General features: G+C 41.3%; 9 protein-coding genes. 3 read left to right on the forward strand and 6 right to left on the reverse strand.

Features of this window, described 5'->3' with window-relative positions; all coding sequences use genetic code 11:
* Window positions 1-108: 108 nt before the first annotated feature.
* Complete coding sequence (locus BFP71_RS12750; protein ID WP_317040716.1) at window positions 109-1002, forward strand: YheT family hydrolase; 894 nt, start codon at window positions 109-111, stop codon at window positions 1000-1002.
* A gap of 74 nt (window positions 1003-1076) precedes the next feature.
* Here BFP71_RS12750 and BFP71_RS12755 read toward each other — a convergent pair whose 3' ends face one another.
* The 6 genes from BFP71_RS12755 to BFP71_RS12780 all read right to left on the reverse strand — a co-directional run bounded on the left by BFP71_RS12755 (window position 1077) and on the right by BFP71_RS12780 (window position 5819).
* The gene (locus tag BFP71_RS12755; RefSeq protein ID WP_069835850.1) at window positions 1077-2024 is read right to left on the reverse strand and encodes a hypothetical protein; all 948 of its coding nucleotides are present in this window, start codon (window positions 2022-2024) and stop codon (window positions 1077-1079) included.
* A gap of 83 nt (window positions 2025-2107) precedes the next feature.
* Complete coding sequence (locus BFP71_RS12760; protein WP_069835851.1) at window positions 2108-2641, reverse strand: helix-turn-helix domain-containing protein; 534 nt, start codon at window positions 2639-2641, stop codon at window positions 2108-2110.
* Between the two features lie 67 nt (window positions 2642-2708).
* Window positions 2709-3185 carry a GNAT family N-acetyltransferase gene (locus tag BFP71_RS12765; protein WP_069835852.1) on the reverse strand — a complete coding sequence of 159 codons (477 nt, stop codon included), beginning with the start codon at window positions 3183-3185 and terminating at the stop codon, window positions 2709-2711.
* A 158-nt stretch (window positions 3186-3343) separates the two neighbouring features.
* A complete protein-coding gene (locus BFP71_RS12770; RefSeq protein WP_069835853.1) occupies window positions 3344-4183 on the reverse strand; it encodes an endonuclease/exonuclease/phosphatase family protein in 840 nt (279 codons plus the stop codon).
* Between the two features lie 39 nt (window positions 4184-4222).
* The gene (gene lhgO / locus BFP71_RS12775; protein WP_069835854.1) at window positions 4223-5419 is read right to left on the reverse strand and encodes an L-2-hydroxyglutarate oxidase; all 1197 of its coding nucleotides are present in this window, start codon (window positions 5417-5419) and stop codon (window positions 4223-4225) included.
* A gap of 7 nt (window positions 5420-5426) precedes the next feature.
* Window positions 5427-5819 carry a DUF3127 domain-containing protein gene (locus BFP71_RS12780; RefSeq protein ID WP_069835855.1) on the reverse strand — a complete coding sequence of 131 codons (393 nt, stop codon included), beginning with the start codon at window positions 5817-5819 and terminating at the stop codon, window positions 5427-5429.
* Between the two features lie 188 nt (window positions 5820-6007).
* Between BFP71_RS12780 and BFP71_RS12785 the strand changes: the two genes are divergently transcribed.
* On the forward strand, window positions 6008-9223 hold the full coding sequence (locus BFP71_RS12785) for a T9SS type B sorting domain-containing protein (RefSeq protein ID WP_069835856.1): 3216 nt from the start codon (window positions 6008-6010) through the stop codon (window positions 9221-9223).
* A gap of 90 nt (window positions 9224-9313) precedes the next feature.
* Window positions 9314-12454 (forward strand): T9SS type B sorting domain-containing protein, encoded by a 3141-nt coding sequence (locus BFP71_RS12790; protein WP_141719756.1) that lies wholly within the window; start codon window positions 9314-9316, stop codon window positions 12452-12454.
* Window positions 12455-12499 lie beyond the last annotated feature (45 nt).

Below are 12499 nucleotides of genomic sequence, written 5' to 3' on the forward strand. Positions count from 1 at the left end.
TTTATTGATTGCGCAAATATACCTCATTAGATGCCCACAGTAGAATCAAATTATAAACGCCCGCCATTTTTTTATGTCAATGGACACTTCGAGACCATAATCCCGAGTATGACTCGCAAAATAAAGGGCGTGGTTTATCAAAGGGAGCAAATTGAAACTCCAGATGATGATTTTTTAAACCTTGATTGGGTAAAAAACAGCAACAAACGATTACTTGTTATTTCCCATGGCTTAGAAGGTGGGTCAGATCGACATTATGTTACTGGTATGGCGAAGCTTTTTCAGGAAAACAATTGGGATGTTTTGGCATGGAATAACCGAAGCTGTAATGGTGAAATGAACCGACAACGAATCCTTTATCACCATGCGGCAAGTTATGACCTCAGATCGGTAGTGGATCACGCTGTAAATGCTCATGACTACGAAGAGGTCTGTCTAGTCGGGGTGAGCATGGGGGGAGGCCAAACGCTCAGGTATTTGGGGCAAGAGGCCGAATTTGGTCTGCCAGAAGCTGTAAAAAAAGCCGTGGTCATTTCTGTGCCCTGCTCATTGCCAGAAAGTGTGGATACACTCAGCCTGAAAGGAAATAGAGTTTATGAGAAGCGTTTCTTACAGAAGTTAAAAGAGAAGGTAAAGGCTAAGGCGATCCAATATCCAGATATCGACGTTTCAGGTCTTGACCAAATAGAAAAACTCGAAGAATTTGATGAACGTTATTCTGCACCCTTGCATGGGTTCAAGAATAGAGCGGCATTTTACGAGCACTGCAACCCATTTCCGTTTATCAAGAAGATTACTCGAGAACTCTTGATTCTAAATGCCTTAAATGACCCCTTGCTCATAGGAAACTGTTTCCCTTATGCCTTGGCTAAGTCAATGCAAAACCTTTATCTGGAAACTCCCGAAAGGGGAGGACATGTTGGCTTTGCCATACCTAGGCAATTACATACTTATGCTGAAAAAAGAACACTCGAGTTTTTCGAAGAGGGATTGACCGTTTAATCGATTCTGATTATACCCTTAATCTGTGCCTGGATGTTTTTTAACGGTTCAAGGTTATACTCTCATGTGCAGGTTTATTCAACCTTAAACTTTTCATTTTTACAGTCTAGAATCACTTTTTGGTTAATGAATAGCTTATTTCCAATCATACCTTCCATCCCAGATAATCGCATAAGCATATTCTGAGTCGCAGACGTACCTTCAATATAAGTTACCTCTGATAGCTTAAGGCGCTTGTTTCCGATGTCTATTTGTTTGTTTGCAGGTCGAGTTTTGACTGTCAATGTATTTCCCCAGGAGTTTCCAGCACTGGTCGTAATTTTCCCGTTTTCATCTCCATAGGCAAGCCAACTTTCCTGGTTTGTTACTAGTTCAAAAGCACTTGTCCCAGAATCATATAAGAGGTTCAATTCCTCTTGGTCAATTGTGGCTGGTAATAGAATTCTTCGCTTGTTAAAATTGAAATCTGAAAAATTAGATAATTCGGCATCAGAAAAACTGGACCTAAAAGAGCAATTGCGGTTTTCGAAATCTAAGGTAACCGTACGTTTTTCTAGTAAATCAGTGCCAATTGTTCCGATGATTTTTAAAGTCTTTTTATTATCCCAATCTATAGCCTCACCAAAGTCTAATAGTCTGAATTTATCGGATGAGATTTTCATTTCAGCCATTTCGATAACAAGATCAACCTCATCTGTTTCTTCCTGAAATTTGATGTTTTTGGAGTATTTTGAATGTAGGGATTTCAGTGGTTTTGAATAAAACATAGTGTATGTCGACCCCAAATCGAACTGCATATACATTGTTTCAGGAATTCCGCTAATCTTAACGGGTAAAAGCATGGCAGAAATGTCACTAATTTCATTGGCAACCCATCGTATTGGGACTTCTTTTGCAGTGTTTTCTATGGTTAAATAATTCTTTGGAGGAGAAAACTTCTTGTTGAAATATATGTAACCTCCAACACCAAGTACGATGATAACGGTGAGTGTTATCAAAGCTATTTTTTTCAAGATCTTCATTGTCGTTTTTTCAAAAATCAAACAACGAGGCAGCTTTGAGAAAAATAGATCCCGACAATAATATGACAATGATATGACAGCGCCTACAAAAGCCTCAGAATCGGCTTGATTCGCAATTCTGATCTGTCGTTCAAGCTAATGGCATTTTTTAGGAAAATGAAAAGATTAATACCAATTGATACCAATAAGCAGATCGTAATTAACGGAAGTTCAATCGATAACCAGTGTTGAATGAAGGGGCTAACAATCAATATAAAAGAGGTGACAACACTCCAGAAGATTTGAATGTTTATGATGTCCTTACCTATTCGTTTGGTACGCTCATCTTCACTTTTATTCGTTAAAATTATAGGAAGCACTATGTTAGCGAAAGGGAGAATTAAAAAGGATAAGGTTGAAATATTGATGTATTTAACTTTCTCAAGGTCTGCTGTATGATTCAAAAGTTTATCCGGATCAATACCAAGAGCATTTGACAATGACGTTAATGTATGGCCTTTAGGCAGGCTGCCCTTTTCAATTCTTTGAATGGTCCTCAATGACAGACCTGATTTTTCGGCAAGTTCAGTTTGCGTTAGATTACTCTTTTCTCTATAATGTTTAACATTGTTTTCCATTAAAAGCTCTCTTCAATTGTCGCCAAGCATGGGCCTATCAAGCATGTTTCGGTTTTGGTTGGTTAGCCTATATTTTATTCTCGTTGTTGCCTGTAATTTTTATTTCAAAATTGAAGTGGTCTACTTTTTCACTTTCCCCAAAAGTTGATTCATAAAACTTAACGGCTGATTCATCATCGGAGTGAGCTTCAACGAAAATTCCCTCAATTCCATTTTTGACTGAATAATCCTTCAAGTATTCAATTAATTGCTTGCCAATACCTTGGTTTTGAAATTTAGTTTTGACGGCTATATCGTAAATATATAACTCGCTTTTGTCAGTGTAATACTTTGCTAGTTCATAGGCAGTCAATCCACCAATAATCTTACCTTGCTTGACTGCAACAATGGCTAAAAAATCGGCTTTTTTTAATAATTTCTTCAGTTGCCTGTCCGAAGCTACTTTGTTATACTCATCGAAAACTTCATTAAATAGTATAACGAGTTCTGATAGTCTCTCGAATTCATTTTCTTCTAGCTTGGAAATGATTAGACTGTCGTTCATATTAATGTTCAATTTCTCGACACTGTTATCGTTGAAAGTTGTCTAAAAGTTTAGGAATAACCAACTGAATCTAGAAGCTCAATCGAATAATTATCTTAATTCCGTTCGTTAACATTTCATCGATCGCTTCCAAAATAGGCGGTAAGGATCGTGAATAGTCAGAATTTCGCGCTAAAGAGCACCGGCAAATGATCAGAAACCCAGAGTCCATTAGTTCTTCTATCATCAATATGGGTCAGGCTGATACCAGTCGCATTTCTAAAGAAAATATAATCAATCCGATCTTCCAGTTTGGCAGAGGTATCAAAGCCACTGAAAGTCCCGATAGGCCCATAGAAAGGTTTTTGGCTACTGCTAAAGCCGTCTGATAGGTAATTTGTGATGTTCTGAATGGGTTTACTGTCAGGTATTGCATTAAAATCACCTGTGAGGATTATTGGAGCCTTATCCTGTGTCAATGCTTTGATTTTTTCGATGATCAATGTTGCTGACTTTTCTCTTGCCAATTTCCCTCTATGATCGAAGTGGGTATTGAAGAACCAGAAAGTGGCCTTAGAGTCTTTTAATTGAAATTGGCCATAGGTGCAAATTCTCGGCAAAGCGGCATCCCAATCTTTACTGACCCTATCTGGTGTTTCTGATAGCCAGAAGGTGCCTTCTTTAAGTAGATTAAGTTTCTCCTTATTATAGAAAATTGGACTGAATTCACCTTTTTCTTGACCATCATCTCTGCCAACTCCGATATAGTCGTAGGTGCTTGACGATTGACGGATAAAGACGACTTGATCTAACAACGCTTCTTGCAAACCAAAAACCAAGGGTTCATAATGATCGATTAGATTAACCACTTCACTTTTTCTTTCATCCCACTTATTCGCTCCATCATTTGGGTTGTTGTACCGGATGTTATAGGACATAAAAGTGTGCCCCTGAGCGGTTGCAGTCTCTTGGATTGAAATCGCGAATAGGATAACCAGTGATAAGAAGGTGTGCTTCATATCACAATATATCGAATTTGAAATTTTGGCTAAATCGACTTAGAACCTTTTTAGGACTAGGTCACTCACGGTATCGCCAATCGCCAAAGAAGAAGTTGCTGCAGGAGAAGGGGCATTACAAACGTTAATGGCATGTTTGGCCTCGATGATGGAAAAATCATCCAATAAACCACCAGTTCTATCGCAGGCTTGTGCGCGAACCCCTGCACCGCCATCAACAAGGTCTTTTTCCTGAATTTCAGGGATCAGCTTTTGGAGTGCCTTGGTGAAAGCTGCTTTCGAAAACGAGCGATACATTTCACCAAATCCAGTTTTCCAATATTTCATGGCCACTTTCTGAAAACCAGGCCACATTAGTGACTCCATTAGTTCCCCTAAATGGATTTGAGATTTTTTATAGCCTTCGCGTCTAAAAGCTAAAACCGCATTTGGACCTGCTTCTATACCTCCATTGATCATTCGAGTATAATGAACACCTAGAAAAGGGAAGTTTGGATCAGGCACCGGGTAAATCAAATGTTTTACTAGATACTCCTTTTCGGGCACTAGCTTAAAGTATTCTCCTCTAAAAGGGATGATCTTTAGGTCCACTTCATCAGAGGTTTTCTTAGCCAGACGATCGGAGTATAACCCACCACAATTAACCACAAGAGTGGTCTCAAATGATCTTTTAGAAGTCTCTACCATGGAGTGGCTTTGGCTATCCTTAATGTCGATTACTTTTTCGCCCAAGAAAATTTCACCGCCAGCTTCTCTTATCTTTTCAGCATACTTTTCAGCAACGGCCACATAATCGATTATACCTGTGTATGGTACTTTCACCGCCGCAATACCGTTCACATGCGGTTCGATTTCCTTAAGCTGTTCAATGCTGATTTTCTCTATTTTATCTAGGCCGTTCTCTAAACCTCTGTTATAAAGGTTATCCAAGAGCGGTTTTTGAAAATCATCAGTGGCTACTACTACTTTTCCGCAAAGCTCGTAAGGAATCTCTTCCTTATTACAGAAATCGAGTAGCATATTGTATCCGTGAATACAATTTCGGGCTTTAAGACTTCCGGGTTTGTAATAGAGGCCAGAATGGATAACACCGCTATTGTTGCCAGTTTGGTGCTTGCACAGTCGATCTTCCTTCTCGATTAAAGCAAGTTTTAACTTTGGGTTTTTAAGTAGGCTTTGATGAGCTGTTGCCAAGCCTACTATACCACCACCAACAATTATGATGTCGTACTTCATAGACTAATTAAAAAGGTAAATCATCAGATTCATCTGATTTTAACCAATCTGGCTCGTCTGATGATGCTGGAGGAGGAGGTGTAGCACCAGTCGGGGCATTGTTTTGTGGAGCTGCTTGACCTTGGTCGGCCGTAATTCTCCAAGCCTGTAACGAAGTAAAGTATTTGTCTACGCCTTGAGGATCAGTCCACTTTCTGCCTTTAAGATTAAAGCTAACATTCACGTTTTGCCCTTCAGAAAAGCCATCTAATTGGTCACATTTGTCTTGAATACACTCAAATTTGATCAATTCTGGGTATTGAGGATTGTCAGCGTACTCTACAACAAACTCTCTCTTTCTAAATGACGCACTTACCTGTTGGGTTGGGAATATCTTTTCGACTTTCGCTTTAATTTCCATAGACTAAAATTTGCCCAAAGCAATTGAATTCTGCGGGAAGATGCAAGCAGCAAAGGAACAGAATAAGGCATTCGTTAAACATTTCTCAATTACGATTGTCATAAGGCTGATCAAATAGAATATTTGAGGCTCAAAGACGTTTGAGAAACGGAAATTATAGCCATATTTGAACTTCGACTAGATGATTCTTGAAGGCAACTGAGGAATTGAAAAGACTAACACTACTTCTACTCTTACTCATCTGTACATTTGGCGCTAACGCTCAGGTGACTACCGAAGGCAGGGACTTTTGGTTTGGCTTCATGCAAAATTTTGACCCTAGTGCGCCTTCATCCTTAGAGATATTTCTAACGAGTAAAGAACGTGCTGAAGTAGAAATCTTTATTTACACAGATTCTAGGACGATCACTATTACCGTAGAACCTGGTGTAACACATCGTGAAGTTATTGCCTCACTAACCGATAATCCATTTGCAGCTTCAGGTTCGGCTCAGTCTCAACGACGGGCTATTCGTGTTACCTCAGATGTCGATATTAGTGTTTATGCCCTGAATAGCAGAAGTAGAAGCGCCGATGCTGCTGTAATACTGCCCGTTAATACACTCGGAAATCAATATTACGTTTCTGCATATTGGGAAGAATATCCGACGGGTGATAATTTTAATAGTAACAACAATGGTGAACAAGATAGCCCATCTTCTTTTCTCATTGTGGCCGCCGCAGATGATACACAGATTCAAATAACTCCTTCAGTCAATGCAAGAGGTTTTAATGCTGGTCAGACCTATGATATTACCCTTAACCAAGGTGATGTTTACCAAGTACAGGCCGATGGCGACCTAACCGGTACGCTCATAGAGTTAAACAATGACAATACAACCGAGTGTAAGAATTTTGCCGTTTTTGGGGGCAACCAATGGGGAAGAGTCACAGGAGGTGACGATTGCCAATCTGGGAGTGATATTGGAGGGTTTGCTGCCGATCATTTATATGAACAAATGTTCCCAGTAAGTACTTGGGGCGAAAATTATATTGCCGCACCTTATGAGTTAAGAACGGCCTATGTTCTACAAATCACTGCGGCTGAAGACGATACACGAATTGTAATCGGTGGTGATGTGATTAATCTCGACGCCGGTATGACGGAGAGAAGGTTAGAGACAGATGTTGTAGGGATTTTTGCTGATAAACCAATACAAGTTGCTCAGTTTAGTCAGGCTTTAAGCTGCGATAACAATACAAACGCCGGACCGGGTGATCCGTTTATGATCATGCTAAGTCCTAATGAACAAAAGCTTACACAGATTACGTTTAATGCATTGACAGCCAATGTGATAGACAATTACTTTGTAACTATTATTACTGAGACGGCACATATTGGTGATCTTACCCTTGATGGGAATACTATCCCTTCGACGGACTTTATTAGTGTTCCAGGTTCCGGGTTCTCTTACGCTAATGTGGGCATTAATATCGGTGAAGATTATACCTTGGTTTCCGATGCTGGCTTTATTGCGTACATCTATGGATTCGGCAATATTGAGTCATTTGGTTATGCAGCTGGAGCATCCTTAGAAAACTTGGATTTGGTCATTGTGGGAGACGACCCAGAGATCGCCCTCATTGATACAGAGGCCTGTGTAAATAACGAAGTAGAATTTACACTTGATTTTGAAGTGCCTGCTGGAGAAGATCCACGTTTCGATACATTTGAATGGGATTTTGGAGATGGAAGTTTAGTCGTTTTAGGTCAAGATGTGGTCCATACATACCTAGCTCCCGGGGAATACAACATCATGGTGCGAGCATCTCAAGGAGGTGCCTGTGGTAGTTCTGAAACAGTTGTGAAAACCATTACTGTGATCGATAATTTTGTAAATGCTATCAATGGGCCAAGTTCAGTTTGTCCGGATGTAACCGATATTGAATATGTGGTTGACGGTTTTTCTGAGCAGACTTATGTTTGGGAGATCCAGGGTGGTACAATTACACCAACCGCTGATAACAATCGAATTTTAGTAGACTGGGGAGTTGCTCGAGACGACGCTTTCTTAAAAGTGGTCGGTATTAATGAGTTAGGTTGCGAAACAGACACATTAACACTCGATGTAATAATCAACAAAAGACTTGAACCCGCCCTTCCTCAAAGTAATGGCTTCACTGCCAATGAGGTCTGTTTTACAGATTTTAACGAGGTGACCTATTTCACACCGCAAACCAATGGATCGGAATACGAGTGGTTTATAGAAGGAGGTACCATTCTTACGGATAACAGTTTAAACGAGATTAGAGTCCAATGGCCAGGTCCAGGTACTGGAAAAATCTGGTATCGCGAGTTTAATCCTGCCATTTCTGACTGTGAAGGATTCTCTGATGAATTGGAGGTAATTATATATCCAGAAATAATATCTACCCCTACCATTACTAATGCCTTGTGTAACGGCGACGCTAATGGAACAATAAGTCTTACATTATCAGGAGGAAAACCCGGTAATTATAGCGTTTCATGGAGCAACGGTATGATGGGTCAAGATATTACAGGCTTGGCTGCAGGTGATTATGTGGCCACTATTACCGATGCCTTAGGTTGCGAGATTATGGAAACATATACTGTCACGGAACCAGATGTACTTGCTGTAAGCGATATGCAGTTGAATCCGGTAAGGTGTTTTCAAGAATCGAATGGTAGCGCCCTGATATTAGTGGGCGGCGGTACCACTTTTGCCAATGGAGATTATAGCTACAGTTGGACTGGCCCTAACGGTTTCAATACATCTACCAATACGGGTCAAATCAACGGGTTAAGGGCTGGAAACTATCTAGTCGATATAGTAGACGCAAACGGCTGTGAAACTTCGGCAACCTTTGTTATAGATGAACCAGCGTTGTTAGAACCAGATTTAGAGACCTTGATCAACGAGCCGATTTGCCCTCAAGCTTCTGATGGTACCGCGTTTATCGATGCAAAAGGCGGAACACCTGACTATCAGTTCTTTTGGAGTAACAACAGTTCTGTCGATGATCGAACAGCCTCAAACTTAAGTAAAGGCCGATACACCGTTAGGATTGTAGATGCAAATGGCTGTGAAACATCTTTGGCGATAGAGGTGGAAGAACGTTTTCCAAGAATATTTATCCCTACAGCATTTAGTCCGAACGGCGACCAAACGAATGATGTTTTTGCACCAGTTACGGATTGTGCCATTCGCTTTTCCATGCAAATCTATAACAAATGGGGAGCCGTTATTTACTCAACTGATGATGTAAACGACGGTTGGGACGGGAATTTCGAAGGGCAGGAAGCACCTAGCGGTAAATACTCATACGTAATTTTCTACGCAGGTACCCTCAATGATGTCGCTTTTGAAGAAACTTATAGAGGTTCAGTTAAGTTAATTCGATAAGAATTACTGAAAGTCTCTTGTCTAAGGTTCCAGAGTTATTTAGTTGTTCTTAAACAGAAGCTTTTTCCTTAAGCCTCGTTAATAAATCGCGTGAATAAATTCTTTTACATACAGGGTATTGCTGGTAGGATACAATTCATATGTATGCTGACCTTGTTCTGCGGCCTATCTGCTGTCGGACAAACCACTACTGTAGGAAAGGAGTTCTGGTTAGGTTTTACGGAAAATGACTTTATTCCTGGGCACTCTCTAGAAATCTGGATTAATGCCGAAGAAAGAGCCAATGTTACGATACTCAATCCTGGTGGAAGTTTTCTGAATCAAAAGGTAGTTGAACCCGGTCGGAATAGTTTGGTGATTTTGCCAAGTGAGTTGATGTCCACTTTAGCGGGAAAAAATGACTTTGGCATTCATGTGACCTCGGACACAGACATAAGCGTTTATGCCATGAATAAACGTTCGTCCAGCATAGATGCTACGGCTGTATTACCCATCCAATCCCTAGATACTGAATACTACACCATAGCCCATGTGAAAACAGATACCATCAGCAATGATGCGGGAGAGTCAAATATTGTGATCGTGGCGACGGAAAACGATACAGAGATCATTGTAGTGCCTTCGGTTGATACATCGGAAGGTTGGATTGGTGGTGAAACCCAAACAATCAATTTAAATGCAGGAGAGACTTACCATATTAAGTCTGAAGACGATCTCACGGGGACTTTTATTCGGTCAATCATTGGATCGGATAGAATCTGTAAAAAAATAGCTGTTTTTTCAGGAAACAAATCCACTAACGTGGGCGATTGTGGCCCGACCAAGGATCACTTGATGGAGCAAATGCCGCCAATATCGGCATGGGGCCAAGAGTTTCTTTTTGTGCCTCTACAAGGAAGAAGTGGAGGCGATTTGGTTAAAATAGTGGCCAGCACGGATGGTACTCGAGTGAATATTGAAGGCATTGGTAATATCGATTTAGATGCGGGCGAATATTACTTTGAAGAGACCCTAGATGGCATACGATCTATCACATCCAATGAGCCAATTAGCATTGGCCATTTTAGCAGGAGTCAGGGGTGTGACGACATGCCGTCAGATCCATTTATGATTTTGCTCGCGCCGACCGAACAAGGCATAAATGCCGTGAATTTTAGTGCTTTACCAACTTTTAGATCTACTACACACTACATGACCTTGGTCGCACCAAGTGCAGATTTAAGAAACATCACCTTTGATGGCGTGGACATCACCAGTGAATTTACAGTACAAGGCAATGCCGCCTATGCTACCCTTCAATTTCAACAGGGCAACCATCGATTAACAGCTGAAAATGGGGTTTTGCCGTACATCTACGCCTTTGGCGATGAGGAGTCGTTTGGATATTTGGCTGGCGCAAGCCTGAGCGATCTTGATTTAGCCCAAATTGCCGAGAGCTTGGAAATAGAAGTCGATAACCAAATCTGTGTAGGGCTACCGACTAACTTCAATGCCTTATTTGATATACTTCCCGGAGAAGATCCAGTTTTTGACACTTTTCAGTGGGATTTTGGAGATGGCACGCTCGGTTTAACCCAAAACGCTGTGCATACCTTCGATCAGGCAGGCGAATACGAAGTAGCTTTAACAGCATCCAGTGGCAGAAGTCTATGTAGCAATGCGGTCACGGTTGTGAAAACAATAACTGTTAGAGAACTAGCGATTAATGAGTTTGTAGGGCCATTATCAGTTTGTCCAGAAGTGACAGATATCGTTTATAGTGTTGATGGGCCACCAGGAAACACATACGAATGGTTTATAGAAGGAGGAGTGATTACTTCAGGAGGTAATACTGGGCGAATCACGGTAGATTGGGGAGTAGCCAACGACAGCGCTTTTATCAAAGTGTTACCCGTGAATCTGGACCAGTGCAATACGGACACGCTGTCATTCGATGTTAAAATCAATACTGCATTAGAGCCTGCATTACCGATGAGTAATCGCAACGATCCTAACGGTATCTGTTTTGGTGATTTCGATAATGTCCAGTATTCGGTGGCTCTGACTGCCGGTTCTGAATATGAGTGGTTTGTCGATGCTCACGGTGAAATTTTGGGTAGCAACCAAGGAAATTCAGTAAATGTACGTTGGAATGGCCCCGGAGTAGGTCGCATTTGGTACCGAGAGTATAACCCTTCGATTTCTAATTGTGAAGGATTTTCCGAACCCTTAGTCGTTACGATTAATGAACCTATTGTAGCGGTACCGACCATAACGGATGTCCTTTGTCATGGCGAGGCCAGTGGTACCATAACGCTTGATATTTCTGGAGGTCAGCCGGGCGATTATACCGTAACCTGGGATAATGGAATGAGTGGTGCCTCCATTAGTAATTTAGCCGAGGGAACTTATGTCGCGACGATCACGGATGAAATCGGGTGTGAATTGGTGCAGGCATTTGAAGTAAACCAACCAGAGGTCATGGAAATAGTAGATGCGCAAGGTAGTTCCACACTTTGCTTCCAAGAAAACACTGGTACTGCCGAAATCATGGTGGTCGGTGGCGTGCCTTTTCCAGATGGCGAGTACAGATATTTATGGGAAGGTAATGGTGCTATCAGAACTACAAATACTCGTCAAATAACAGGGCTTCGCGGTGGTAATTATCGAGTGACTGCCATGGATGCCAATAACTGTGAGGTTGTTACCAATGTGACTATTAATGAGCCACCAAGGTTAGAAGCAGATTTGGAAACCCTCCTGAATCCTGCCGTTTGCCCTCAAGCAACTAACGGAACCGCCTTTGTAGGCGCTAAAGGTGGAACGCCAGACTACCAGTTTTTCTGGAGCAACAACCCTGGAGTAGATGACCAAAATGCCTCCAATTTGAGTAAGGGAAGTTATTCACTGCGTATAGTGGATGCCAATGGGTGCGAAGCGACATTTAACTTAGACGTGGCGGAAAGGTTTCCAAAGGTAGTGATACCAAACGCCTTTAGTCCGAATAATGACGGTGTTAACGATACTTTTAATGCGGTCACCGACTGTGACCTGCCATATTCGATGCAGGTATATAATAAATGGGGAACGATTGTCTTTTCCAGCAATGACATCACGGTTGGTTGGGATGGCCGATTTGAAGGGCAAGAGGCACAGACAGGCATGTACTCTTATATCATTTTCTACTCGGTTACCATCAATGATCAGACATTTGAAGAATCCTATCGTGGTTCTTTCAAGTTAATCCGATAATCTACTTTTCTTTTCTGGTGCATTCACTAATTTGGACTTCAGTCT

The sequence above is a fragment of the Roseivirga misakiensis genome (assembly GCF_001747105.1).
In the GTDB taxonomy this organism is placed as follows: domain Bacteria; phylum Bacteroidota; class Bacteroidia; order Cytophagales; family Cyclobacteriaceae; genus Roseivirga; species Roseivirga misakiensis.

Bases quoted from the DNA above. Each gene is read 5' to 3' on its own strand.
- BFP71_RS12750 (WP_317040716.1), top strand. From the start codon at position 109: ATGACTCGCAAAATAAAGGGCGTGGTTTATCAAAGGGAGCAAATTGAA.
- BFP71_RS12755 (WP_069835850.1), bottom strand. From the start codon at position 2,024: ATGAAGATCTTGAAAAAAATAGCTTTGATAACACTCACCGTTATCATC.
- BFP71_RS12760 (WP_069835851.1), bottom strand. From the start codon at position 2,641: ATGGAAAACAATGTTAAACATTATAGAGAAAAGAGTAATCTAACGCAA.
- BFP71_RS12765 (WP_069835852.1), bottom strand. From the start codon at position 3,185: ATGAACGACAGTCTAATCATTTCCAAGCTAGAAGAAAATGAATTCGAG.
- BFP71_RS12770 (WP_069835853.1), bottom strand. From the start codon at position 4,183: ATGAAGCACACCTTCTTATCACTGGTTATCCTATTCGCGATTTCAATC.
- lhgO (WP_069835854.1), bottom strand. From the start codon at position 5,419: ATGAAGTACGACATCATAATTGTTGGTGGTGGTATAGTAGGCTTGGCA.
- BFP71_RS12780 (WP_069835855.1), bottom strand. From the start codon at position 5,819: ATGGAAATTAAAGCGAAAGTCGAAAAGATATTCCCAACCCAACAGGTA.